Below are 24,910 nucleotides of genomic sequence, written 5' to 3'. Positions count from 1 at the left end.
TTCGCTCGATGCGAACGGATTTCAGGAGCTTAGGTCCGGCATGAAACTCTTCCTCGGCAACAAGGCCTATTCCAGCTGGAGCCTGCGCGGCTGGCTCGCCGCGAAACAGAGCGGCCTTCCCTTCGAGGAAATCACCGTCCCGCTCTATGACGAGGACTGGTCGAACCGGCGCGAAGGCGACGAGTTCGCGCCCTCGGGCGGCAAGGTGCCGATCCTGTGGGACGGCGAGGATATCGTCGTCTGGGACAGTCTGGCGATCATCGACTATCTCAACGAAAAGACCGAAGGCACGCGGGGATATTGGCCCGAGGGGCTGGCGGCGCGCGCGATGGCGCGGTCGATGGCGGCCGAAATGCATTCGAGCTTTGCGGCGCTGCGCCGCAACCACAGCATGAACATCCGGCGCATCTATCCGCCCGCCGACCTGCTCCCCGAAGTGCAGGCCGATGTGGTCCGCGTGCTGCAAATCTGGGCCGAGGCGCGCGCGCGTTTCGGCGGCGAAGGCGATTTTCTGTTCGGCGACTGGTCGGCGGCCGACATGATGTTCGCCCCCGTCGTCACGCGCTTCATCACCTATTCGATCCCGCTGCCGCGCTTTGCCCTGCCCTATTGTCAGGCGGTGATCAGCCACCCGCATATGCAGGAATGGATCGGCGGCGCGCAGGCCGAGGATTGGGTGATCGAGAAATTCGAAGGCCCGGTCGAGGGGTGAGCTTTTAAATCTTCCCTGCGGCGCAGCCGTGAGGAGCGGGACCGTCCACGTACGGATCCGCTGGCCCTGCTTTTAATCGAAGCCCGCCCTCCCAATCATCGTCACCCCGGACTCGATCCGGGGTCCATCAAACCAACCTCGCGCTATGGATCCCGGATCAAGTCCGGGATGACGAAAGAAGAGTGGTTTCAAGCTATCCGCTTCGTCGGATAGGGCGCGCCATCCTTGTGGAAATAGCCGTCGGGCGTGAACATCATGTCGATATCCGAGTAGCCGCCGCCGGTATCATATTGCTTGCCGCCGCCCAGCGCGACAAAGACGCAGTCGGCGTCCGATTCATTGACCAGATGATGGCCGTTGATGCTGCCCTTCGGCCACACCGCAATGTCGCCGGGGCGCATCGGCCAGCGCCCGTCATCCTCGATCAGCACCGCCTCGCCCGAAATCATCACCAGCATCTCGTCCTCGCCGTCGTGCCAGTGGCGCTGCGACGACCAGGCGCCGGGTTTGAGGGTCACATGGCTGGCGGCGAAATCCGCCAGGCCCGTCGCGGGCGCGAGGCGGCGATACCAGCGGCCCTGCACCGGCGCGTCATAGGGGGCAGGATAACCCGTGGCGTTGGTTTGCGGGATCGTGTCGAGGTCGAGCTTGGGCATGATACACCTCCTGCCCCTTCTTACCCGTTCGCATCGAGCTAAGTCGAGATGCCCATCGACCTTGCGCATGGACGATTGGTGTCTCGACTTCGCTCGACACGAACGGGTAAAGGGCGGCGATGAGCATTGATCCCGTCACCCTCGCCCAAGCGCTGATCGCCGCGCCCAGCATCACCCCCGCGACCGGTGCGGTGTTCGATGTGCTGGAGGCCGCCCTCGCCCCGCTGGGCTTCACCGTCGAGCGCTTTATCGACGGGATCGAGCCCGACGGGCCGGTCGAGAATCTGCTCGCGGTGCGCAAGGGCGCGGGGCCGAAGCATTTCGGCTTTGCCGGGCACCTCGATGTCGTGCCGCCGGGCGTCGGCTGGACCGGCGATGCCTTCGCGCCCGAGATTCGCGGCGACCTGCTCTTTGGTCGCGGCGCCGTGGATATGAAGGGTTCGATCGCCGCCTTTGTCGCTGCCGTCGCTGAAATCCCCGCCGAGGCCGGGACGATCAGCCTGATCATCACCGGCGATGAGGAAGGTCCGGCGATCTTCGGCACCCGCGCGCTGATGGAACATATGGATGCGCGCGGCATCCGCCCCGACATGATCGTCGTCGGCGAGCCGACGTCAGTCAACCGGCTCGGCGACATGGTCAAAATCGGGCGGCGCGGGTCGGTCAATATCTGGATCGACGTGCCGGGGACGCAGGGGCATGTCGCTTACCCGCACCTTGCCGACAATCCGATCCCGAAGCTGGTCAAGATTTTGGCGGCGATCGACGCGGTGGTGCTCGACGAGGGAAATGACTGGTTTCAGCCGTCGAACATCGAATTCACCGATATCGAGGTGGGCAATGGCGCGACCAATGTCATCCCGGCCTCGGCGCGCGCGCGGCTGTCGATCCGTTTCAACGACACGCACAAGGGGGCCGATCTGGTCGCGATGATCGAGCGTATCGCGCATGACGTCGATCCCGCTGCCAAGGTGCTGGGCAAGATTTCGGGTGAGGCCTTCCTGACGCCGCCCGGCGACTTGTCCGGGCTGGTCGCCGAAGCGATTCGTGCCGAAACCGATATCACCCCCGACATGTCGACGACCGGCGGAACGTCAGACGCGCGCTTCCTGCATGCGCTGTGCCCGGTCGTCGAATTCGGGCTGACCAATGCGACGATGCACAAGCTCGACGAGGCGGTCGCGGTCGAGGATTTGCGGACGCTTACCGCCATCTATCGCGGAATATTAGTGCGCGCTTTCACTTAATCGTCGCGGCTACGCCGCAAGATGACATAGACCGCCCCCGCGCCGCCGTGGCTGACATGCGCGGCGCGCAGCGCGACGATCTGATCGGCATAAGGCGAGAAAGCGAGCCAGTCGGGGAGCGAGGCGCGAATCGCACCGCGCGGGCGCGGATCGCCGTGCATCAGCGGCAGACGGTCGGCGCCGGGACGCAGCCTGCCTGCCACCACCAGCAGCACGCGTGCACCGCGCAGCAGCGCGCGGCCGATGCTGTCGTCGAGCAGCGCCTGCGCCGAGGCGAGGCTGTGGCCGTGAAGGTCGATGCTCATATCGGGCCGGACGAGGCCCTTTCTGAGCCGCCGGTCCCAATGGCCGTCGAGCGTCGCGGCCTGATGGGTGCGGCGCGGCGGCGGCAATTTGATCGGCGGAAGCGGCGCGGCGGCGGGCTTGGCGATGCTGCGCGGTACGGGTCTGGTCGGCGCGACCGTCGGCGGGGCTATCGGCGCCAGCGGTGACGCGGGCTTGCGCAGCGGCTTGACCGTCGCCGCGACCTTTTTCCAGAGCGCGCTTTCCTGCGGATCGAGACGGCGCGGCATGGCGCGTCAGGGCGCCGGGAGCAGCCGCGCGATACTGGCGCGCGGCAACAGGAGCAGCGCCGAACCGCGCCCCGCCATGCCGCCGGCAATCGCGCGCGCGTCATTGCCCGCGCCCCAGAAGCTGTCGAAGCGGTTGGCACCCTTGATCGCGCCACCGGTGTCCTGTGCAACCCACAGGCCATTGGGTTCGGCGCGGTCGAGCGAGAGGAAGACCGGAGCGCCGAGCGGCACATATTTGGGATCGGCGGCAACGCTGACGCGGCCCGTCACCGGGACGCCGAGCGCACCCAAGGGGCCGGGGCCGGTGAGTTCGCGAAAGAAGACCCAGCTGGGATTCTCGTTCATCACCGCCGCGCCGCGCACCGGATCGGCGCGCAGATAATCGAGGATGCCTTGCATCGACGCCTGCCCCGGCTTGAGCTCGCCGCGGTCGAGCAGCAGCTTGCCGATACCGACATAGCCGCGGCCGTTCTGCGTATCATAGCCGATCCGCATGATCTGGCCGTCGGGCAGGCGGAGGCGGCCCGACCCTTGAATCTGCAGGAAGAAAAATTCGGCGGCGTCGGCGGCATAAGCGATTTCGAGCCCGCGTCCGTCGAGGATACCGCTTTCGATCGCGGTACGATCATAATAGCGGACGAAATTGCTGCCATCGACGCGGCCACGAATCTTGCGGCCCTTCAGATCGTCGGAAAATTGGCCGAGATCGACGTCGATCAGATCGGCGGGACGGCGATAGACGGGGACATCATAGCCAGCGCTCTTCGTCCGCGATCCCGCGATTTCGGGCTCATAATAGCCGGTGACAAAAGCACTGCCCGCGCCAATCTGTACCGTGCCAAAATGGCGGGCAAAAAAGGCGGCGGCATCGCTGTCAGCCCAGTTTTTGGCGGCATCGCAGCTTTCGGTCCAATCGGCGTTCTGCGTCAGCCCGCTGGTGTCGGCGCGGCGCTGTACCGAAGGGCAGCTGAGACGAAAGGCGGCAAGGGAAACGGCCGCCCGATCGGCGGCTATGCCAAGCGACGCGACATCGGGGCCGGCAAGAACCCCCGCAGCCACGGCCGTGGCCGCGTCGGCCGGAACCGGCGGCGCGGCAAGCGGTGGATTGGGGGTCGCCGGAATCGGGGTCGCGGCGATCGCGCCGGTTTCGGAGGGACGCGGATGATAGGGGCGCGGGGTGCCGGTCGGCGTGGCGGCCGGTCCGGTTGCAACGGGCGGCGTTCCCGGAGACGCGCCCGGCCCCGTTCCCGAGGCGGCCGATGCACAACCCGCAAGCAGTGGCAGGGCGGCAAGAAGGGCGAACCCGAGCGCACGCGGCGCGCGGGCCGTCATCGTCGCCGGCATGAAGGTCAGGCTGCTTCGGCTTCGTCGAGCAGCCAGTTGGGATCGTTGCTGCCGATCGTGCGGCGGAAGGTCCACATATCGTCGGTCTGCGCCGCGTCGCTCATCGATCCGGCGATCATCTTGCCGTCGGCATCGCGCGTCACCGCGCTGATGTCGGCACGATAATGGACGGTGATTCGCGCCTCGCTGCGGCCCACTTCGACCGCAGTGATTTTTGCCAGATCGACGCCCATCAGGCGGTTTTCCAGTCGCTCGCCCCGCGCTTCGCGGGCTTCGATGGCCGCGACAAAGGCTTCATAGCTGTCGTCGTCGCACAGGTCGCGCAGCACATCGCGGTCGCCCGCCCAAAATGCCTCGAGAATCATGCGATATGCCGCCTCGGCACCTTCCATGAAGCGTCCGGCATCGAAATTGCGGTCGGTTGCAAGCAACTGGCGCAGCCCGGCTTCGGCAGAGGGTTCATAGACGAGGCCCGACGGTTCAGGGGCCGTTCCCGGCGCCTGTCCGTCGCTATCGTCGAGGCGGACCGGGACCGGCGCGCCGCGTTCGTCGCGGCGCGGCAGCACGGGTTCCTGCTCATGCCCGGTCCGTTTCCCGAGGACCGAATAGAGCCGCATGCCGAGAAACGCGGCAATCATGGCGAGCAAGACGATCGAAAAAGCGGTCACAGGCAAAAGTCCAATGCAGACATGGGGAAAAGTCTTGATCTCTACATAGGCGATCCGCCGCCATGTTTCAAATCTCCCTTGGCCGGAGCATGGCGGCAGGTCAACGTTTCACCGCGCCGACGGAGCATCGCCGCCCCCATTGTGCTGGCCGCGTCGCGCTGCTAACGCCGCCGCAACCGCCCACCGCAGGCCTTGAACGGCCTGTGGAGCGGATTCTTTTTCATGCCAACGAAAGCGCGACATCATGGCCGACGAGACCAGCACCGACATCAACCCGGCCCCGCAGGCAAATGGCGAGGACACAAGCCCGGCAATCGGCCTGATCTCGCAATATGTGAAGGATTTGTCGTTCGAAAATCCGAGCGCGCCCGCCTCCTATCAGTGGCAGTCGGCGCCGCAGCTCGACGTCCAGTTCAATATCGCCGCCGAAGGCGTGGGCGAGGGCCTGTTCGAAGTAACGCTGAAGATCGACGTGACGTCGAAGGCCGACGAAGGCACCGCATTCGTGATCGAACTGCAATATGCCGGCCTGTTCGGCGTCCGCAACGTCCCCGACGATCAGCTTCAGCCTTTCTTCCTGGCCGAAGCGCCGCGCATCCTCTTCCCCTTCGCACGCCGCGTCGTCGCCGATGCCGTGCGCGATGGCGGCTTCCCGCCGCTGCTGCTCGAGCCGATCGATTTCCACGGCCTGTTCATGCAGCAGGTTCAGGCGCAGGCCGAGGGCCAGGCCGAGATGGCGAACCCGGTCGGCGAAGCCTGATTTTGGCTGAGCTGGCGGGGCGCGTGCGATGAGCAGCCTTGTCAAAAATGTCGGAACGATCGGCGGACTGACGCTGATCAGCCGCATTTTCGGCTTTGCCCGCGACATGCTGCTCGCGCGCGTGCTTGGCGCCGGGCTTGCCGCCGACGCCTTCCAGCTCGCCTTCACCCTGCCCAACACGTTTCGGCGGCTGTTCGCCGAGGGCGCCTTTTCGGTCGCCTTCGTGCCGATGTACAGCCGCGCGCTGCACGGATCGGAAGCCGAAGGCGGCGGCGAGGCGGCGGCGGCGAAATTCGCCGACGATGTGCTCGCGGTCTTCCTGTGGGTGCTGCTGGTCTTTTCCGCGATCGCGATGATCGCGATGCCCGGCATCGTGTGGATACTCGCGCGCGATTTTCAGGCCGTGCCCGGCAAGTTCGAGCTGGCGGTGTTTCTGAGCCGCATGACCTTCCCCTATCTGGCGCTGATCAGCCTCGTCGCCATGCTGTCGGGCCTGCTGAACGCGCGCTCGCGCTTTGCCCCCGGGGCGCTTGCCCCGGTGCTGCTCAATATCGTGCTGATCGGCGGAATCACCGCCGGCTGGTGGCTGCGCGGCGATAGCGGCGACGACCGTATCGTCGCGATCGCGCTTGCCATTTCGGTCAGCCTCGCCGGGGTCGCCCAGCTTGCCTATCTCTGGTGGTCGGTGCGCCGTGCCGGGCTGAAACTCCACTGGCGGCTGCCCAAATTCACCCCCGAGGTGAAGAAGCTGGGCATGCTGATCCTGCCGGCGACCTTTGGCGCCGGAATTTACCAGATCAGCCAGTTCGTCGACACCTTCTTTGCGACCTCGCTGCCGCAGGGGTCGCTAACGCTGCTCAAGCTTGCCGACCGGCTGAACCAGATGCCGCTGGGCATCGTCGGTATCGCGCTCGGCACCGCGATACTCCCGATGCTGTCGCGCCATATCCACAGCGGCGATGCCGCCGAAGCCCAGCGCCTGCAAACCAATGCGTTCGAGATGGCGACGTTGTTGACGCTGCCCGCCGCCGCCGCGCTCGCCATCTGCGCGCCCGCCTTTGTCACCGCCTTTTTCGTCGGGGGGAAGTTCACCCTCGCCGACGGCGCGATCATGGCGCATATCGTCGTCGCGCTGGTCGCGGGGCTGCCCGCCTATGTCATCGTCAAGATATTGAACCCGGGCTTTTTCGCGCGCGAAGATATGCGCACCCCCGTCTGGACCGCGCTCGCGGCACTGATCATCAATATTTCGATCAACCTTTATGTCGTCGAGCGTTACGGTATCGTCGGGCTGGCTGGAGCGACCGCGGTGTCGGCGAGCATCAACTGCCTGTTGCTCTATATCGTGCTCCACCGGCGCGGCTGGTTCCATTTCACCGCGAAGCTGGCGGGCAAGATCGCGCGCCAGATCGTCGCGGTCGCGGCGATGTCGGCGCTGCTGTGGTGGATGATGCCGTTGATGGAGCCCTATTATGGCGGCGGCGTGATCGACCGCATCTGGTCGCTGGCGGCGCTGGTCGTGGCGGGGGGCGCGGCATTTTTCGCCGTCGCTTTCCTTGTCGGCGCGCTTGACAAGGATCTGATCGCCATGCTCACGCGGCGACGCGGTAAAAAGGCCGCGCCAGCAGAATAGGATAATATCATGCGGATCGTATCGGGCATTCAGCCCACCGGACATTTGCACCTTGGCAATTATCTGGGCGCGATCCGCAACTGGGTGCGGATGCAGGACGATGCCGAAAAGGCGGGCGGCGATTGCCTGTTCTTCCTCGCCGACCTCCATGCGCTGTCCATGCCGCACGTTCCCGCCGAGCTGTCCGCCAACACGCGCGCGATGACCGCGGCGCTGGTCGCCTGCGGGATCGATCCCGACCGTTCGACCCTGTTCAATCAGGCGCGGGTGCCCGCGCATGCCGAACTGCAATGGCTGCTCAACGGCACCGCGCGGATCGGCTGGCTCAATCGGATGACCCAGTTCAAGGACAAGTCGGGCAAGAATCGCGAAGGCGCCTCGGCCGCGCTCTATACCTATCCGGTGCTGCAGGCGGCCGACGTGCTGCTCTATCAGGCGACGCATGTCCCGGTGGGTGAGGATCAGAAACAGCATCTCGAACTCGCGCGCGACGTCGCGCAAAAGTTCAACAATGATTATGCCACGCCCGACGCGCCGGTCTTTACCCTGCCCGACCCGATCATCCCGTCGAGCGCCGCGCGGATCATGAGCCTGCGCGACGGCGGATCGAAAATGTCGAAATCGGACCCGTCGGACATGAGCCGGATCAATCTGACCGACGATGCCGATACGATGATGCAAAAGGTCAAAAAGGCGAAGACCGACGCCGAACCGCTGCCCTCCGAACCCGCGGGGCTGGAGGGGCGCGCCGAAGCTCGCAATCTTGTCGGCATTTATGCGACCCTGGCCGATGTATCCGCCGCCGACGTGCTGCGCGACCATGGTGGACAGGGCTTTGGCGCCTTCAAGCCCGCGCTCGGCGAACTGCTGATCGAAAAGCTCGGGCCGATCAATGCGCGCTTCGTCGCGCTGAAGGATGATCGTGCGGCGCTCGATGCGATTCTCGACAAGGGTGCAGCAAAGGCGCGGACCCTTGCAAAACCGACGCTCGATGCCACTTATGATGTTCTGGGCCTATGTCGTTGAAACTGCGGCAACGGCCCTGAACGGGCCGGAACAAAGTTGCGATGAAGCGGGTTCAACCAAGGTTAAGTCGCATCGGCATAGTCATGGTATAAAGCGGTACTGATGCACGCACCGAGAAACGGAGCAAGATGATGAGCAAGATGAACCTTCGGCGGCTGGGCCTGGCTGCCCTGACAGGCGCCGCGCTGGCGCTCGCCGGCTGCGCCACTCCCTTCCGCGCCGATGTCGCGCGCTTTCAGACCCAGCTCCCGGCGCCGCAGGGCCAGACGTTCACTGTCGAAGCTGGCGACCCCAGCCTCGATGGCGGGATCGAATTTGGCCAATATGCCAATCTGGTCGCTGGCGAACTGACCCGCTTTGGCTATCGCCCCGCAGCACCCGGCGAAAAGCCCGAGCTGCTGGTGCGCATGAACTATGGCGTCGACAAGGGCCGCGAACGCGTTCGCAGCACCGGTTTCAGCGATCCCTGGTATGGCGGCGGCTTCTATGGCCCCGGCTATCGCCCGGTCGTCGTGCGCGGCCCCAACGGCCGCCGCTATATCTATGGCTGGCGTGACCCCTTCATGTGGGGCGGTTTCGGTCCGGGCTATGGCTATAACGACATCGAAAGCTACACCGTCTACACCAGCGGGCTCGAACTATCGATCACCCGCGCAGCGGACGGCATGCGCCTGTTCGAAGGCCGCGCCGAGGCGCAGTCGCGCGATAACAACCTGACCCAGATCATCCCCAATCTGATCGAGGCGATGTTCACCGACTTCCCCGGCAACTCGGGCGAGAAGGTGCAGATCACCGTAGCGCCGCCGCCGAAATAAGCGCGGTCGTCAGGACCCGATAAAAAGGCCCGCCTTCTTCACGGAGGCGGGCCTTTTTTATGCGTCGGGTTCGCGAGGAATCAGCCGTTGAGGCTGCGCCGGATCGCGGCGATCTCTGCATCCAGTTCGCCGTCGTTGACGCGCAGCGCCTCGACCGTGCGGACGGCATGGATCACCGTGCTATGATCGCGACCGCCAAAGCGCCGCCCGATTTCGGGGTAGGAGCGCGGGGTGAGTTCCTTTGCGAGATACATGGCGACCTGACGCGGCCGGGCGATCGCACGGACGCGGCGCTTCGATGCCATCTCCGACTTGTCGAGGCGGTAGTGGGCGCAAACCGCGCGCTGAATCTCGTCGATCGTGATTCGCGGGCGCGCACTGCGGACATTTTCAGCGAGCCGGTCTTCGGCGAGCGCGAGGTCGATCGTTGCCCCGGTGAGCGCGGCATAGGCGAGCAGCTTGTTGAGCGCGCCTTCAAGCTCGCGAATGTTGCGGGTGAAATGCTTGACCAGATAGGCGACGACCGTGTCCGGAACATCGAGCATCGGCATCGCGGCGAGCCGCTGGCGGATGATGCGTTCGCGCAGATCATCCTCGGGTGCCTCGATATCGGCGACAAGCCCGCCCGACAGGCGCGACAACAGCCGCGCCTCGACCCCGTCGAGCATCGCCGGCGGGCGATCGGCGGTCACGACGAGGCGCTTGCCCGCCGTCATCAGATCATCGATCGTATGGAGCAATTCTTCCTGCGTCGCATTCTTGCCGATCACGAATTGCAGATCGTCGAGCAGCAGCAGGTCGGCGGCGCGCAGCCGCGCCTTGAACGCCATCATGTCGCCGCCGCGCATCGCGCCGACGAATTCCAGCATGAATTTTTCGGCCGACATCAGAATGATGGTCGCGCCCGGATGCGCTGCGGCATAATCCTGCGCGATCGCGTGGAGCAGGTGCGTCTTGCCCTGCCCGGTGCCCGAGCAGAGATAGAGCGGGTTGAACTGCGGCGCCTCTGCCATCGCCATGCGCCGTGCGGCGTTGGCGGCGAGGATGTTGCTGCGTGCAACGATGAAGCGGTCGAAGCTGAGGCGGGCGTCGAAGGGCGACGGCACCATGATCGCCGGCGCGGGCGGCGTGTCGAACATAGGCAGCTCGGGCGGCGCCAGCGCCGCAGCGCGATCGCTCGCCGCCGCGCCGCCGCGCACCATCACGCTGCGCACCGTGGGCAGATGCTGGCGCCAGGCGAGTTCGAGGCGGTCGCCGAAGCGTTCATTGACCCAGTTGGCCGAGAAGCGGCTGGCGGTCTCGAGCGTCACCACGCCCGACATGGCGCAATAATCGGCAAAGCGCACCGGCTTCAGCCAGTGATCGAAGGTGCGCGCGCCGAGGTCGCGGCGCAGCCCTTCGGCAACCCGCAGCCAGAGCGTGGCGGTATCCCCGCTCATCGCTCGATCCTGCGCGTCAGTGCCATGGCTATTGCTGCTCCGTATCACTCACCGCCCCTTGATTGCCCCTTTGCCAACGCTTCGCCGGGCCAACCACGCGCTGATTCGTCGCTTGCGGCAGGCGCAAGCATATCGTCTCGCGCCGAAGCCCGATAAATTGCGAATCATGTCATTGTGGCGGCCCCCGGCGAAGGCCGGCGACACCTCTGTCTAGTCAGGGTTGAGAGAGTCGATCAAGGGCGCGCGCGGTAAAAAATCTGAAATATAATTCTTGACTCGTCGGACCCCTCGGAAAACCCCCAAGTCACTTTTTTATCGTTATATTTCAGATAGTTATTTGTACAAATGGGATGGCGGCAATTTGCAGCCAAAACGAATCGCAATAAATCCGTCACTTACCGCGGCGCAACAAATCTGCCTTGCCAGAGTCACAAAAAAGACCCGCCGGAAGTACCGGCGGGTCTTTTGGTTTTGCTTGTCGGCGAAAAGCCGAATCAGGCGATCGCGTTGACGCTTTTCGTCAGGCGCGAATATTTGCGGGCCACAGTGTTCTTGTGCAGAACGCCCTTGGCAACGCCGCGTGCCATTTCGGGCTGCGCAGCCTTCAGCGCGGTCGCAGCGGCATCCTTGTCACCGGCGGCGACGGCGTTCTCGACCTTCTTCACCAGCGTGCGGATGCGCGAAACGCGATTCTTGTTGACGACGGTGCGCGCCTGGTTGCGGCGGATGCGCTTTTTTGCCTGCGGCGTATTGGCCATAAATTCCTCGGTTTCCAAACGGTCTAAGTCAGTCGGAGCGCAGCATCACCGGAGCAGCCGAATCGCGCAATATGGCGAATCAATGTCCGGATACAGCCGGGACCGGAAGACCGAACCCTGCTCGAAGGGTGCGCGCATAGCCAGAGTGGCCCGATTGGTCAATGCTTATTGCGCCATATGGCCAGCATTACCGCTGGCATTTGGGGCAAAAGAAGGTCGATCGCCCGCTCTGAACGATGCGCACGATCGGGCCGCCGCATTCGCAAGCCTCCCCCTCTCGCCCATAGACGCGCCAGTCCTTGGCGAAATAGCCAAGCTCGCCGTCGGGCTGTTTATAGTCGCGCAGGGTCGAGCCCCCCGCCGCAATCGCCGCCGCGAGCACATCCTTGATCGCAGGCACCAGCAGCGCAAGTTTCGCTTTCGACACATCCGCCGCCGCCCGAGTCGGAGCGATGCGCGCCATGTTCAGCGCCTCGCACACATAGATATTGCCGAGCCCCGCGACGATCGTCTGGTCGAGCAGCATCGCCTTGATCGGCGCGCGGCGGCCCGCGAGCGCCCGCGCCAGATAGGGTGCGTCGAAACTGTCCGACAAAGGTTCGGGGCCGAGCGACACAAAGGCCGGAAAGCCGGTCAGCGGATCGCCAGCAACCAGATCGACCGAACCGAAGCGGCGCGGATCGTGCAGCATCAGCCGCTGCCCCGCCGCCGTGTCGATGAGCAGATGGTCGTGCTTGCCGGGCTCGCCCGGCCCGATCCGCCAGCTGCCCGACATGCCGAGGTGAAAGATCATATGATCGTCGCGATCGGTGGTGATGATACCATATTTGGCGCGTCGCGAGAGGCCCGTGACGGTCGCGCCGGTCAGCCGCTGCGCGAGATCGACGGGAAAGGGCCGGCGCAGATCGGGGCGCATCGTCGAGACGCGGATCAGGCGCTGGCCGGTGAGGTGCGGCGCAAGGCCGCGGACGGTGGTTTCGACTTCGGGAAGTTCGGGCATCGTGGTCCGGCGGTAACTGGCATTTGCTTGGCGAACAAGCCTTGGCTAAAGGCCGGGGCGCACGTCCCGCACTCCCCGCAAAGGCGCATATCCATGTCGACCCCAGAAACCGTCAGCTTTGGCTATGAACAGGTCGCCGCGACCGAGAAGACCGCCAAGGTGGGCGAGGTGTTCAGCCGCGTCGCCAAAAAATACGACATTATGAACGATGCCATGTCGGGCGGGATGCACCGGCTGTGGAAGGACCGCTTCGTGCGCCGCGTCAAGCCGCGCGAAGGCGAGACGATACTCGACATGGCGGGCGGCACCGGCGACATCGCGTTCCGCATGGAACGGAGCGGCGCCAGCATCACCGTCGCCGACATCAACCCCGACATGCTGGGTGTCGGGGTCGAGCGCGCCGCCGAACGCGGCATCGACACGTTGGTGTGGAGCGAGCAGAACGCCGAGACGCTGAGCTTTCCCGGCCAGTTTTTCGACGCCTATACGATTGCCTTCGGCATCCGCAACGTCACCGACATCCCGGCCGCGCTCAGGGAAGCGCACCGCGTGCTGCGCTATGGCGGGCGCTTCTTCTGCCTGGAGTTTTCGACCAATGAATGGCCGGGCTTCGCGCAGGCCTATGACGCCTATTCGCACCATCTGGTCCCCAAGCTCGGCAAGCTGATCGCGCAGGATGAGGACAGCTATCGCTACCTCATCGAATCGATCCGCCGCTTCCCGCCGATGCCCGAATTCGCAGCGATGATCCGCGAAGCCGGCTTCTCTTCGGTGAAGGTCGAACCGATCATGGGCGGACTCGTCGCGATTCACAGCGGGTGGAAAGCTTGACCCGTCCCGTCACCCACCTTCTCCGTCTGCTGAAATGGGGCCGCACCCTCGGGCGCCATGGCGCGCTGCGCGGGATCGAAGCTGCACCGACGACGCCGACGAGCGTCAAACGGCTCTGCCGCATCGCGCGTCTCGGAACGACCCAGCCCAAGACCCCCGACTATGCCGCCGCCTTCCAGGCGATCGGCCCCGCAGCAGTCAAGCTCGGCCAGACCCTCGCGACGCGCCCCGACCTTGTCGGCGAAGACGCCGCGCGCAATCTTCTGATGCTGCAGGACGCGCTCGCGCCGGTTGGCTTCGAACGTATCCGGCAGGAAATCGAGGCCGCTTTCGAAGCGCCGCTCGAATCCATCTATGCCGAATTCGATCCCGAACCCGTCGGGTCGGCGTCGATCGCGCAGGTTCACCGCGCGGTCACAAGCGACGGCCGGCAGGTCGCGGTGAAAGTCCGCCGTCCCGGCATCGACAAACAGTTCGCACGCGACATCGAAACCTATGAATGGGCGGCGGCGCATGTCGAGGCCTTTGGCGGCGAATTGGCACGGCTGCGCCCGCGCGAGGTCATCGCCAATTTCCGCCGCTGGACCTTGCGCGAACTCGACCTGCGGCGTGAGGCCGCCTCGGCGTCCGAACTCGCCGACGCGATGGTCGCAGTGCCGACTTTTCAGGTTCCCGCAATCGACTGGGACCGCACGACCAGCCGGGTGATGACGCTCGACTGGATCGACGGCATCAAAATTTCGCACCGCGAAGCGCTGGTTGCCGCCGGGCATGATATGGAAGCGCTGGCGTCGAACCTCGTCCACGCCTTCCTCCGTCAGGCGATCGCCGAGGGCTATTTTCACGCCGACATGCACCAGGGCAATTTGTTCGTGAAGGCCGACGGCACGATCGCAGCCGTCGACTTTGGCATTATGGGCCGGATCAACCGGCAGGCGCGCTATTGGCTCGCCGAAATCCTCTATGGGTTGACCACCGGCAATTATCGCCGCGTCGCTGAAATCCATTTCGAGGCGCAATATGTGCCCGATTATCACAGCGTCGAAGAGTTCGCGACGGCACTGCGCGCGGTCGGCGAGCCTATGCGCGGCAAGCCGGTGAGCGAACTCAGCGTCGGGCAAATGCTCGACGGGCTGTTCGCGATCACCCGCGATTTCGACATGCAGACCCAGCCGCATTTGTTGCTGCTGCAAAAGACGATGGTGATGGTCGAAGGCGTCGCGACGATGCTCAATCCCAAAATCAATATGTGGGACGTGTCGGGGCCGTTCGTCAGCGAATGGATTCGCGACGAACTGGGCCCCGAAGCCGCGCTTGCCGACGGGATTCGCGAGCAAGGCAAGACGCTGGCGCTGATCCCCGACATCATCCGCCGTCTCGACGCGCAATTGCCGCGCAAGGGCGGCGCCCCGCCGGCGCCGCCGCTGCCCGAAATCGCGTTGATATTGGGCAAGGGCAAGAAGCGGAGTTGGTGGCGTTATGCACTGACCGCGATCGCCGGCGCCGCCGCAGGGGTTGCGGCGCTGAACTGGCTGGGTTGACCAGCTTTATGGGCGCGCTTGGTTACCGAACATTTACCCTAATTCCTTAAAGGCTGACCTCGACCCACCCCGGATGACCGATCCGGCAAAGCCGAGGTTTCATGCGCCACGACACCATCAGCACCGACCGCGTCCTGCCGGTCGATACGCTCCCGCTCGAAGTGGCGGTGGTCGTTCCGACGCTCAACGAAGCCGGCAATGTCGAAAGGTTGATCGAAAAACTTTCGGTGGTGCTGGCCGGGCGCGGCTGGGAAGTGATATTCGTCGACGATAATTCGGCCGATGGCACGAGCGACCTTGTCCGCCGTATCGGCCGGACATCGCGCCATGTCCGTATCGTCCAGCGCGTCGGACGGCGCGGGCTGTCGTCAGCGGTGATCGAAGGCATGCTCGCCACCGCCGCGCCGGTCATCGCGGTGATGGACGGCGATCTCCAGCACAGCGAGGACGCCCTGCCCCGACTGATCGACGCGATCGAGATGGGCGAGGCCGAAATCGCGGTCGGCACCCGCTATGCCGAAGGCGGCTGCACCGGCGACTGGGACGCAGGAAGGGTGCGGATGAGCCGGTTCGCCACGCGCGCGGGACAGATCGCTCTCGGCACCGATGTCAGCGACCCGATGAGCGGTTTTTTCGCGGTGCGCCGCGACGCTTTTGAACGCGCGCTGCCGCGCCTGTCGGCGATCGGCTTTAAGATATTACTCGACATATTGGCGTCGAGCCCGACGGCGCTCAAGGTCGCAGAAATCCCCTATCAGTTCCGGACCCGCGAAACGGGCGAAAGCAAGATCGGCATGCGCGTCGTCGCCGAATATGCCGAACTGATCGCCGACAAGACGATCGGCCGGCTCGTGCCGGTGCGGCTGCTGAAATTTCTGATGGTCGGCGGATTCGGGGTCTTCGTCCACCTTGCGGTGCTGAGTATGATGCTGGGCACCGGCAACGCCTTTGTCGTCGCACAAACAGCGGCGGTAATGACCGCGATCGCGTTCAATTTCTTCCTCAACAACAGCTTCACCTATGCCGACCGCAAGCTCAAGGGGTGGCGGATATTGGGCGGACTCGCGACCTTCTATGCCATTTCGGCGCTGGGTGCGGTCGCCAATATCGGTATCGGCACCTGGATGGCCGGGCAGGATGAACGCTGGTGGGTCGCCGGGGTCGCCGGGGTTCTCGTCGGCGCGATCTGGAACTTCGCCATGTCGTCGGCACTGACGTGGCGCAAATGACCGGCAGCGCGCCGGTCATGGCGGGCTGGAACCGCTTTTCCGGCGTATCGCGGCCGGCAGCGGCAGCCGTGCTCGCGCTGCTCGCAGCGCTGATGCTGTTCGGACTGACCAGCGGCACCAGCGGCGATCAGGTCACTCCTGCGGGGCCTGATGCGATGCGCGCCGCCGGAATGGTCGGCGACCATGCGCTTTACGCACGCATTGTCCACCGGGTCGAAGCCGGTGAGCCCTATTATGCCGCGGTGGCGGCCGAGCATCGCGCCAATCATTATCCGCTCAAACCTTTTGTAACGGTTCGTCTCCCGACATTGGCCACGATTTTTTCCGCTATCGGCTTGCAAGGTGGGACGTTGCTGGTGACGGCAACCGGCATTGCGGCGATCCTCACCTGGCGGCGGCGGCTGATGACCGAGCCGGACCTACCCGGCTATGCCCGCTTTGCCGCGCTTCTGATCGCCTTCAACCTGTCTCAGATCGTTGTTCGCGAGTGGGTGCTGATCCATGAGGTGCTGGCCGGGGTGCTGATCACGCTTGCCCTCGCGCTTTATCGGCCCGCCCGTCCGTGGGCCGCAATGGCCGTTCTCGCGATCGCCGTCGCGATTCGCGAAACCGTGCTGCCGGTGGCAATGTTACTCGGATGCTTCGCGCTGCTGGACCGGAATTGGCGGGCGGTTGGCGCATGGCTGGCGTTCGGCTTGTCCTTCCTTGTGATTTTGGCGCTGCACATGTCCGCAGTCGCCGCCGTGACCACCCCGGCCGACCTCGCCAGTCCCGGCTGGAACGGCTTTGGCGGCTGGGCATCTTATCTCTCCTTCGTCCATTTCACGTCGGGATTTCGCTTTCTGCCCGCGTGGGTCGCCGCGCTGCTGGTGCCGCTCGCGTTGCTCGGCTGGGCCGCATGGCGATCGCGGCTGGCGATCGCGGTGCTGAGCATCCAGCTCGCCTTCGCTCTGCTGCTCATGTTGTTCGCAAGGTCGAATAATTTCTATTGGGCGATGCTGGTGGTGCCGACATTGTTCGTCGGCCTGGCTTTCGCGCCCGCTGCGCTCACCGCGCTGCTGCGCGCCCTCAAACCATCCGGGCTTCCGTTTCCGCGACAGCCGTCTAAGGCAGGGCGCCCGCCGCCTTGAACTGATGCGGCGAAGCGCATAACTGGAAGGCGAAGGAGATGGCGATGAATCAATCCCTGTCGAGCGCCGCCCGCAGACCGGCCCTCATGGCACCCTGTGGCAAAATTTGACGCGATGGCCGCTCCCCGCATCCTGCTGATCATCGGCGGCGGTATCGCCGCCTATAAATCGATCGAGCTTGTCCGCCTGCTCCGCAAATCGGGCTATGTCGTGCGCTGTGTCCTCACCCGCGCGGGGGAGCAATTTGTAACGCCGCTGACCCTCGCCGCCCTGAGCGAGAATAAGGTGTATACCAGCCTGTTCGACCTGAAGGATGAGGTCGAGATGGGGCATATCCAGCTGAGCCGTGAGGCCGATCTGGTCGTCGTCGCGCCCGCGACCGCCGATTTGCTGGCGAAGATGGCGGGCGGGCATGCCGACGACCTCGCGACCACATTGCTGCTCGCGACCGACAAGCCCGTTCTCGCCGCGCCCGCGATGAACGTCCGCATGTGGCTCCACCCCGCAACGCAGCGCAATGTCGTAACGCTGCGCGGCGACGGCGTAACCGTGATGGAGCCCGACGAGGGTGAGATGGCGTGCGGCGAATATGGACCCGGGCGCCTGCCCGCGCCCGAAGCGATCAAGGCCGCGATCGACGCCGCGCTGGCCGCGCCCGCGGCGCTGGAAAGCCAGCCCGACTTCGCCCCGGCCAGCCATCGCCCGCTGTTCGGCCGCCGCATATTGATCACCGCCGGACCGACCCACGAGCCGATCGACCCGGTGCGCTATATCGCCAACCGGTCGAGCGGACGTCAGGGCTTCGCGATCGCCGCCGCCGCCGCCGAAGCCGGCGCCGAGGTCTTGCTGATCGCCGGGCCCGTCGAACTGCCGACGCCGCCCGGAGTGGTCCGCGTCGATGTCGAGACCGCGCGCGAAATGGCCGATGAGGTGGAGCAGGGCCTGCCGGTCGATGCCGCGATCATGGTCGCGGCCGTCGCCGACTGGCGCGCTGCCGACACAGCGGTGCAGAAGATCAAGAAGGACGGGTCGGGCGCCGTTCCGCCGCTGGCGCTCGCCGAAAATCCCGACATTCTGGCAGGTCTCGCCAAAAGCCCGAAGCGGCCGCCGCTGCTGATCGGCTTTGCCGCCGAGACCAACGATGTTCTCGTCCATGCGCAGGCCAAGCTCGCGCGCAAAGGCTGCGACTGGATCGTCGCCAATGACGTCGCCTCCGACCCGATGGGCGGCGAATTGAACCGCGTACATATTGTCACCCCCGACGGCGTCGACAGCTGGGACCGGCTGCCGAAAGACGCCGTCGCCCGTAAATTGATGGAAAAAATTGCCGATGACCTCGATAGCCGCACACCCCTTTCCCGCGATTGAAATCGCCATCCAGCGCCTGCCCAACGGCGGCGGCCTGCCCCTGCCCGCCTATGCGTCGGATGGCGCAGCGGGAATGGACGTCGTTGCGGCCGAGACGCTGACGATCCGCCCCGGCACGCGCCACGCGGTCGCAACCGGCTTCGCAATGGCGATCCCGGCGGGTTACGAGGTGCAGGTTCGCCCGCGCTCCGGCCTCGCGCTCAAACATGGCATCACCTGCCTCAACACCCCCGGCACGATCGACAGCGATTATCGGGGCGAAGTGAAGGTGATCCTCGCCAATCTGGGTGACGAGAATTTCGACATCAAGCGCGGCGACCGGATCGCGCAGCTCGTCCCCGCACCCGTCCAGCGCGCGACCTTCGCCGAAGTGGCGACACTCGACGAAACGATGCGCGGTGCCGGCGGCTTCGGATCGACCGGCGTAGCAAGCGAGAGCCCCGACAAGAATGCCGAGCCTGCGGGGCTTGCTTCGCTGGCTGCCATAAGCATGCGGCGATCGGGCGAATAGGCGTTGCTGAGCGACGCCGAACTCGACCGTTACGCCCGCCAGATCATCCTGCCGGCCTTTGGTGGTGCCGGACAGGCCAAGTTGAAGTCTAGCCATGTCGCGGTGATCGGCGCGGGCGGGATCGGCTGTCCGGCGATCACCTATCTCGCCGCCGCCGGAGTAGGAAAGCTGACGATCATCGACGACGACCAGGTCGAGCTTTCGAACCTTCACCGCCAGCCGCTGTTCACCGACGCCGACATTGGCGCACCCAAGGCCGAGATCGCGGCGGCGGCGGCGCAGCGGATAAACCCGCATGTCGAGGCGATCGCGATTGTCAGCCGGCTCGACCAGGCCAATGCCGAAACGCTGCTGGCCGGGGCGAGCCTGATCCTCGATGGTTGCGACAATTTCGCCACGCGGCTGACGGTTAATCGCGCCTCGGTCGCGCAGCATATCCCGCTGCTCAGCGCCGCAATCGGCGCGTTCGATGGACAGGTCGCGCTCTATGAAGGCTGGCGCACGGACCGTCCCTGCTATGCCTGCCTTGTCGGCAGCGATCCCGACCGCGAGGGCATCAACTGCGCCGAAGCAGGCGTCATGGGCGCGCTCGCCGGGATGATCGGGACGATGGCCGCACTTGAGACAGTCCGCGCGCTGTCCGGCTGGGGCCAGTCGCTTTCCGGCCGCCTTGCGATCATCGACATGCTCGAGCGGCGCTGGCGCGAAATGGGCGTCGCCAAGGATCCGGGGTGCGCGATATGCCGGGGCTGAGCATCATTGTTGCAGGCGCAGAGGGTGGGCGGCTTTACGCCGCGCTGGAGGCGGCGATGGCGGCGACGGCCCTCGGTCGCCCGGCACGCATCTTTCTGCAGGGCGAAGCGGCGGAGCTGCTGCGCGATCCCGTCGGCTTCGCCGGGGACGCGGTGCGGCGCGCAGTGGGGCAGCCCGACCTTGCCGGGCTGGTCGCGGAGGCCATTACGATGGAGGTACGCCTGTTCGTGTGCCAGTCGGGGATGGCGCTGGCCGGCATCGACGCGGCGGAACTGGTGTCGCAGGTCCGCGCCGGAGGGCTGGTGAGTTTCATGGCCGAGATAGGGCCAGAAGACCGATTGCTGGTTTATTGAATCCCGTCGCCCCCGCGAAAGCGGGGGCCGCTGTCGGTTTACGCAACGCCGCCGAGCAAGGCAGCTAGCGGCCCCCGCCTTCGCGGGGGCGACGTGTTTCTACGGATTGTCGCACACCGTAATCTCTTCGGGGGCAGGCCGTTTCCCGGTCGGCACGAAACGGGCAAGATAGCCGCCAGCATGCTGCTTGTCGTCATAGGACACGAGTTTGTAGCCGACCGCCTGAAATTCGCAGACGAGCAGCCGGAAGGGCGTGCCATGCTCGGCAATCGGCCGGTCGCCGTCGACGACAATCACCTGCCCGCCCTTGCGGAGCGCCGGGCGGAGGCGCCACAGGAAAGCGTAAGGTTCGCCAATCTCGTGATACATATGGACCATGAAGACGCGGTCGAAGCTGGCCGCAGGCAGACGCGGATCATCGACCGCGCCGAGCTTGAGCGAGACATTGTCGAGCCGTTCGCGCGCGACGCGATCGGCCAGCCGTTCGATCACCTCGGGCATGATGTCCTGTGCCAGGACGCGGCCGCGCGCGCCGACGCGCGGCGCGAGGCGGATGGTGTAATAGCCGTCGCCCGCGCCCAGATCGGCGACGGTCATGCCGGGACGGACATCGGCCGAGTCCATGACGTCTTCGGCCTCGTTGACCCGGTCACGCGCTTCTTCGGTCGACCATTTGGTCGAGACGGTCGGTGCGACCGGACGGTCGGCGGGCGGGAACTCACGCGCGGTTTCGAGGCGGTCGCTGCTATCGTCCCACGGCGCATCGCAGCCGCCGAGCAGCAGCAACGACGCGAGGACGACCGCGCGCTTCATCAGTCGATATCTTCCACTTCGACCTTTTCGCCGGTGACCTTCTGCGACAATGCCGCCGCCATGAAGGGATCGAGCGCGCCATCGAGCACGTCGCCCGGCGCCGTCGACGTGACGCCGGTGCGCAGGTCCTTCACCAACTGATAGGGCTGAAGGACATAAGAACGGATCTGATGGCCCCAGCCGATTTCGGTCTTGGCCTGATATTCACCCGACGCCGCGGCTTCGCGCTTCTGAAGCTCGGCCTCGTACATCCGCGCTTTCAGCATCCCCATCGCGGTCGCGCGGTTCTTGTGCTGCGACCGGTCGTTCTGGGACGCGACGACGATGCCGGTCGGAATATGCGTGATACGCACGGCCGAATCGGTCGTGTTGACGTGCTGACCGCCCGCGCCCGAGGCACGATAGGTATCGATCTTGAGGTCGCCTTCGTTGATCTCGATGTCGATATTATCGTCGATCACCGGATAGACCCACACGCTTGAGAAGCTGGTGTGGCGCCGCGCCGAGCTGTCATAGGGCGAGATGCGGACGAGGCGATGGACGCCGCTTTCGGTCTTCGCATAGCCATAGGCGTTCTCGCCCTTCACCAGCATCGTCGCCGATTTGATGCCCGCCTGTTCGCCCGCCTGATATTCGACCAGTTCGACCTTGAACCCGCGCTTTTCGGCCCAGCGGCTGTACATGCGCTGCAGCATCTCGGCCCAGTCCTGGCTTTCGGTGCCGCCGGCGCCCGCATGGACTTCTATATAGGCGTCGTTCGCATCGGCCTCACCCGCGAGCAGCGCCTTGATCTTGTCCTCTTCCGCGCGTGCCGCGAGAACGCCCAGCGAAGCCACGGCTTCGTTCGCCAGCGCCTCGTCGCCTTCCATCTCGGCCAGCTCGATCAGTTCGGCGGTGTCGGCGCATTCCTTTTCAATCGCGCGTGTCGCGTTGATCGCTTCGTCGAGCCGACGGCGTTCGCGCATGACTTCCTGCGCCGCCCGGGGATCGTTCCACAGCGTCGGGTCCTCGACCTTTGCGTTCAGTTCGTCGAGCCGCCGCACCGCACGGTCCCAGTCGAGAAAGCGGCGCAGCAGCGCCAGCGCGGCACCGATCTTGTCGATATGATCCTGCGCTTCGGCGCGCATGTCTTTGCTCCTGAAAAAATGTTGGTCATGCCCTTAGGGCTTGTCGGCCCCCAAGGAAAGAAATGTGGAAAGAAGAATGCGCCGGCGGGTCAGATGATACCGCCACGATCCTCCAGAAATTCACTGTCCGTGCGCCGCGCGGGGCCCTGCTGAACCGGTCCGTCCTGCCGCCTGGTCGGCTTGATCGGCTTGATTTCCTCTTCGCGGATCGTCCGGCGCGGCTCGCTTTCGGGCTTGAAAGCCTCCCAGATGATCGACGCTTTCGGATCGCTGCCCGGCCAGCTGCCATAGACGCGGCGGCCCGACTGGCGATCGATCCGCACCATCCGCACACCCTTGGGCGCGACGAAGGGAACCGGCTGGCTGTCGGCGAGCGCTTCTTCGAAGAATTGCTTGAAGATCGGCGCAGCCATGCTGCCGCCCTGCGCATAGCCGCCCATGTTCCGCGGCTGGTCGAAGCCGACATAGACGCCGGCGACGACATTGGGGGTCCCGCCAACGAACCAGACATCGTTCGGGCCCGTCGTCGTACCGGTCTTGCCGAACAGCGGCACCCCAAGGTCGCGCAGGCGCACCGCGGTGCCGCGCTGGACGACGCCTTCGAGCATATGGACGACCTGATAGGCGGTCATCGGGTCCATCAGCTGTTTGCCCGACTTGGCGAAGCGCGGCATCGGCCGGCCGTCCCAATCCTTTTTGTTGCAGCCGTCGCAGGGCTTCCAATTCTTTGGAAAGATCACTTTGCCGCGGCGGTCCTGCGCATAATCGATCACGCGCGGTTTCAGTTCGCGGCCGTGGTTGGCGAGCATCGCATAGGCATTGGTGATTTTCTCGACCGTCGTCGATCCAGCCCCGAGCGCGGTCGAAAGATAAGGTTCGTGTTTGCCCATTCCCATGGCCTGGATCGTTTCCACGACCGGTTCCATGCCGATCTGGCTTGCGGTCTTGACCGTCATCAGGTTGCGCGACTGTTCGAGGCCCCAGCGCATCGTATGTTCGCCCGCCCCACCCGCGCCGCCGAAGTTGCGGAAGCATTTGTTGCCGAGGTTGGCGCCCTGATAGACGCAGAAGGGCCCGTCGACGATCAGGGTCGCGGGGGTCATGCCATTGTCGAGCGCGGTCGCATAGACGAAGGGCTTGATCGTCGAGCCCGGTTGCCGTTCGGCCTGCGTCGCGCGGTTGAAGGGCGAGAGGCGAACGTCGAAGCCGCCCTGCATCGCGAAGATGCGGCCCGAATGCGGGCTTTCGGCCATGAAGCCGCCCGATACTTCGGGAATATTCCGGAGCGCATAGGAATTGCCGCCGGTCGCCTTCACCGCGATCAGGTCGCCCGGGCGCATCGCCGAAAAGGCGGTCCCGCCGGTCTTGCGATAGGCGAGCGTCGCGGCACCTGAAGGCAGCGTACCGGTCGTGCCGTCGGCAAAGCCGATCTGCGCCGCGCCGGCCGATTTGGAAACGACAGCAGCGATTCGCCAGCCGTCATAGTCGATCCCGATGAAGCTGGAGGCGAGGCGGCTCGCCCATTTATCGTCGGCCTCGATCGTCGCGATCGGCCCCGACCAGCCCTTGCCCGTATCATAGCGGATCAGGCCGCGGCGCAGCGCGTTGGTCGCCGCCGCCTGCATCTTGCCGTCATAAGGGGTCCGCACCCAAAGGCCGCCGGCATAGACGCTGAGCGGCCCATCCTCGGCCGTTTCGCCGAATTGGGCGATCAGCTGGCGCCGCACCTCTTCCATATAATAGCCGCCGACCTGCGCGACCGCGCGGTTGCCGCTGTCGGTGAGCCCGAGCGGCATCGCCCGCGCCGCGTCGCGCTGCGCCGTGGTGATCGCGCCGTTGGTGGCCATCGAACCGAGAACGAAGTTGCGCCGCGCCACCGCCTCGCGCTCGAAACGCGAACGGCCATATTTTTCCGGCGCCTTGGGCAGGATGGCGAGGAAGGCCATTTCGTGCAGCGCAAGCTGATCGACATCCTTGTCGAAATAGGCGCGCGCCGCCGCCTGCACACCGAAGCTGCGGCGGCCGAGCGGAATTTCGTTGAGATAGAGTTCGAGAATCTGTTCCTTGGTCAGCGCATCCTCGATACGCATCGCCAGGATCGCCTCGCGCACCTTGCGGCGATAGCTGAGTTCGTTGGTAAGCAGCAGGTTTTTCGCCACCTGCTGGGTGATCGTCGAGGCGCCGATCGGCCGGCCGCTGCTCGTCAAATTGGTGATGATCGCGCTCGCGATACCGGGATAGTCGATCCCGCCATGGCTGAAGAAGGTCTTGTCCTCTGCCGCGAGGAAGGCGTTGACGAGCGTTTTGGGATATTCGTTATAGTCGAGCTGAACGCGGCGTTCGCGGGCATAGGCGTGCACCGGCTTGCCCTCCGCATCGCGGACCATCGTCGGCAACGGCGGTTCATAATCGCGCAGCTGATCGACCGACGGCAGGTCGCGCGCGAAAATCACCCAGATCAGGAAAAGGCCGATCAGCCCCGAAAGCGCCAGATAGCCGAGCCATCGAAACCAGCGCCGGTTCCACATATCGCGGAACCAGCCAAGAACGGCATTGCTGTCGCGGCGCAGGCGCAAGCGGAAATCGGGCGGACTGTCGGCGACCATAAGCCCATGCCTCTATCG

General features: G+C 65.0%; 23 protein-coding genes and 1 pseudogene. 14 read left to right on the top strand and 10 right to left on the bottom strand.

Annotation, left to right across the window (positions count from 1 at the left end):
* The first annotated feature begins 40 nt into the window (after nucleotides 1-40).
* Complete coding sequence (locus ACSYDV_RS15770) at nucleotides 41-712, top strand: glutathione S-transferase family protein (protein ID WP_438324750.1); 672 nt, start codon at nucleotides 41-43, stop codon at nucleotides 710-712.
* Between the two features lie 188 nt (nucleotides 713-900).
* On the opposite strand, the gene ACSYDV_RS15765 is transcribed toward ACSYDV_RS15770, so the two are convergent.
* Nucleotides 901-1,368 (bottom strand): cupin domain-containing protein, encoded by a 468-nt coding sequence (locus ACSYDV_RS15765; RefSeq protein ID WP_438324749.1) that lies wholly within the window; start codon nucleotides 1,366-1,368, stop codon nucleotides 901-903.
* Between the two features lie 119 nt (nucleotides 1,369-1,487).
* On the opposite strand from ACSYDV_RS15765, the gene dapE reads away from it, so the two are divergent.
* Complete coding sequence (dapE, locus tag ACSYDV_RS15760; RefSeq protein ID WP_438324748.1) at nucleotides 1,488-2,615, top strand: succinyl-diaminopimelate desuccinylase; 1,128 nt, start codon at nucleotides 1,488-1,490, stop codon at nucleotides 2,613-2,615.
* On the opposite strand, the gene ACSYDV_RS15755 is transcribed toward dapE, so the two are convergent.
* Genes ACSYDV_RS15755 through ACSYDV_RS15745 form a run of 3 tightly spaced genes read right to left on the bottom strand, consistent with a single transcriptional unit; the run spans nucleotide 2,612 to nucleotide 5,199 of the window.
* Entirely contained in the window at nucleotides 2,612-3,187 is a 576-nt protein-coding gene (locus ACSYDV_RS15755) for a Smr/MutS family protein (protein ID WP_438324747.1), read from the bottom strand. The two genes, dapE and ACSYDV_RS15755, sit on opposite strands and share 4 nt — an antisense overlap.
* A gap of 6 nt (nucleotides 3,188-3,193) precedes the next feature.
* On the bottom strand, nucleotides 3,194-4,531 hold the full coding sequence (mltA, locus tag ACSYDV_RS15750; protein WP_438324746.1) for a murein transglycosylase A: 1,338 nt from the start codon (nucleotides 4,529-4,531) through the stop codon (nucleotides 3,194-3,196).
* A gap of 5 nt (nucleotides 4,532-4,536) precedes the next feature.
* Nucleotides 4,537-5,199, bottom strand: coding sequence for a Tim44/TimA family putative adaptor protein (locus tag ACSYDV_RS15745; RefSeq protein ID WP_438324745.1), 663 nt, complete (start codon nucleotides 5,197-5,199; stop codon nucleotides 4,537-4,539).
* Between the two features lie 244 nt (nucleotides 5,200-5,443).
* On the opposite strand from ACSYDV_RS15745, the gene secB reads away from it, so the two are divergent.
* From secB to ACSYDV_RS15725, 4 genes are all read left to right on the top strand, one after another.
* Nucleotides 5,444-5,959, top strand: coding sequence for a protein-export chaperone SecB (secB, locus tag ACSYDV_RS15740; protein WP_438324744.1), 516 nt, complete (start codon nucleotides 5,444-5,446; stop codon nucleotides 5,957-5,959).
* A gap of 28 nt (nucleotides 5,960-5,987) precedes the next feature.
* Complete coding sequence (murJ, locus tag ACSYDV_RS15735) at nucleotides 5,988-7,592, top strand: murein biosynthesis integral membrane protein MurJ (protein ID WP_438324743.1); 1,605 nt, start codon at nucleotides 5,988-5,990, stop codon at nucleotides 7,590-7,592.
* 9 nt (nucleotides 7,593-7,601) lie between these two features.
* A complete protein-coding gene (gene trpS / locus ACSYDV_RS15730; protein WP_438324742.1) occupies nucleotides 7,602-8,618 on the top strand; it encodes a tryptophan--tRNA ligase in 1,017 nt (338 codons plus the stop codon).
* 131 nt (nucleotides 8,619-8,749) lie between these two features.
* Nucleotides 8,750-9,433 carry a DUF4136 domain-containing protein gene (locus ACSYDV_RS15725; protein ID WP_438324741.1) on the top strand — a complete coding sequence of 228 codons (684 nt, stop codon included), beginning with the start codon at nucleotides 8,750-8,752 and terminating at the stop codon, nucleotides 9,431-9,433.
* A gap of 80 nt (nucleotides 9,434-9,513) precedes the next feature.
* On the opposite strand, the gene dnaA is transcribed toward ACSYDV_RS15725, so the two are convergent.
* From dnaA to mutM, 3 genes are all read right to left on the bottom strand, one after another.
* Nucleotides 9,514-10,872, bottom strand: coding sequence for a chromosomal replication initiator protein DnaA (dnaA, locus tag ACSYDV_RS15720; RefSeq protein WP_438324740.1), 1,359 nt, complete (start codon nucleotides 10,870-10,872; stop codon nucleotides 9,514-9,516).
* Between the two features lie 494 nt (nucleotides 10,873-11,366).
* Nucleotides 11,367-11,630 (bottom strand): 30S ribosomal protein S20, encoded by a 264-nt coding sequence (gene rpsT, locus ACSYDV_RS15715; RefSeq protein WP_332817203.1) that lies wholly within the window; start codon nucleotides 11,628-11,630, stop codon nucleotides 11,367-11,369.
* Nucleotides 11,631-11,817: 187 nt separating this feature from the next.
* A complete protein-coding gene (mutM, locus tag ACSYDV_RS15710) occupies nucleotides 11,818-12,630 on the bottom strand; it encodes a bifunctional DNA-formamidopyrimidine glycosylase/DNA-(apurinic or apyrimidinic site) lyase (RefSeq protein ID WP_438324739.1) in 813 nt (270 codons plus the stop codon).
* A gap of 93 nt (nucleotides 12,631-12,723) precedes the next feature.
* On the opposite strand from mutM, the gene ACSYDV_RS15705 reads away from it, so the two are divergent.
* The 8 genes and pseudogenes from ACSYDV_RS15705 to ACSYDV_RS15670 all read left to right on the top strand — a co-directional run bounded on the left by ACSYDV_RS15705 (nucleotide 12,724) and on the right by ACSYDV_RS15670 (nucleotide 20,346).
* Nucleotides 12,724-13,461 (top strand): class I SAM-dependent methyltransferase, encoded by a 738-nt coding sequence (locus ACSYDV_RS15705; protein WP_438324738.1) that lies wholly within the window; start codon nucleotides 12,724-12,726, stop codon nucleotides 13,459-13,461.
* Nucleotides 13,458-15,002 carry a 2-polyprenylphenol 6-hydroxylase gene (gene ubiB, locus ACSYDV_RS15700; protein ID WP_438324737.1) on the top strand — a complete coding sequence of 515 codons (1,545 nt, stop codon included), beginning with the start codon at nucleotides 13,458-13,460 and terminating at the stop codon, nucleotides 15,000-15,002. The genes ACSYDV_RS15705 and ubiB overlap by 4 nt, the downstream gene beginning before the upstream one ends.
* Before the next feature lie 101 nt (nucleotides 15,003-15,103).
* A complete protein-coding gene (locus ACSYDV_RS15695; protein WP_438324736.1) occupies nucleotides 15,104-16,231 on the top strand; it encodes a glycosyltransferase in 1,128 nt (375 codons plus the stop codon).
* Entirely contained in the window at nucleotides 16,219-17,361 is a 1,143-nt protein-coding gene (locus ACSYDV_RS15690; RefSeq protein ID WP_438324735.1) for a hypothetical protein, read from the top strand. Before ACSYDV_RS15695 ends, ACSYDV_RS15690 begins: the two co-directional genes overlap by 13 nt.
* Before the next feature lie 114 nt (nucleotides 17,362-17,475).
* Complete coding sequence (gene coaBC / locus ACSYDV_RS15685; protein WP_438324821.1) at nucleotides 17,476-18,729, top strand: bifunctional phosphopantothenoylcysteine decarboxylase/phosphopantothenate--cysteine ligase CoaBC; 1,254 nt, start codon at nucleotides 17,476-17,478, stop codon at nucleotides 18,727-18,729.
* Nucleotides 18,692-19,153: pseudogene (dut, locus tag ACSYDV_RS15680) on the top strand (dUTP diphosphatase); the annotation flags it as partial. The gene coaBC and the pseudogene dut, both read left to right, overlap by 38 nt.
* A gap of 90 nt (nucleotides 19,154-19,243) precedes the next feature.
* Entirely contained in the window at nucleotides 19,244-19,993 is a 750-nt protein-coding gene (locus ACSYDV_RS15675; protein WP_438324734.1) for a HesA/MoeB/ThiF family protein, read from the top strand.
* Entirely contained in the window at nucleotides 19,981-20,346 is a 366-nt protein-coding gene (locus ACSYDV_RS15670) for a DsrE family protein (RefSeq protein WP_438324820.1), read from the top strand. Before ACSYDV_RS15675 ends, ACSYDV_RS15670 begins: the two co-directional genes overlap by 13 nt.
* A 99-nt stretch (nucleotides 20,347-20,445) precedes the next feature.
* Here the strand turns inward: ACSYDV_RS15670 and ACSYDV_RS15665 are convergent, their stop codons facing one another.
* The 3 genes from ACSYDV_RS15665 to ACSYDV_RS15655 all read right to left on the bottom strand — a co-directional run bounded on the left by ACSYDV_RS15665 (nucleotide 20,446) and on the right by ACSYDV_RS15655 (nucleotide 24,892).
* Entirely contained in the window at nucleotides 20,446-21,159 is a 714-nt protein-coding gene (locus ACSYDV_RS15665; protein WP_438324733.1) for a class I SAM-dependent methyltransferase, read from the bottom strand.
* The gene (gene prfB, locus ACSYDV_RS15660; protein WP_438324732.1) at nucleotides 21,159-22,286 is read right to left on the bottom strand and encodes a peptide chain release factor 2; all 1,128 of its coding nucleotides are present in this window, start codon (nucleotides 22,284-22,286) and stop codon (nucleotides 21,159-21,161) included. The genes ACSYDV_RS15665 and prfB overlap by 1 nt, the downstream gene beginning before the upstream one ends.
* A gap of 89 nt (nucleotides 22,287-22,375) precedes the next feature.
* Entirely contained in the window at nucleotides 22,376-24,892 is a 2,517-nt protein-coding gene (locus tag ACSYDV_RS15655) for a penicillin-binding protein 1A (protein ID WP_438324731.1), read from the bottom strand.
* Between the last annotated feature and the right edge of the window lie 18 nt (nucleotides 24,893-24,910).

The sequence above is a fragment of the Sphingopyxis selenitireducens genome (assembly GCF_051550705.1).
Classification (GTDB): domain Bacteria; phylum Pseudomonadota; class Alphaproteobacteria; order Sphingomonadales; family Sphingomonadaceae; genus Sphingopyxis.
The sequence above is the reverse complement of the archived record's forward strand: the minus strand, read 5'-3'. Positions and strand labels throughout refer to the sequence as shown.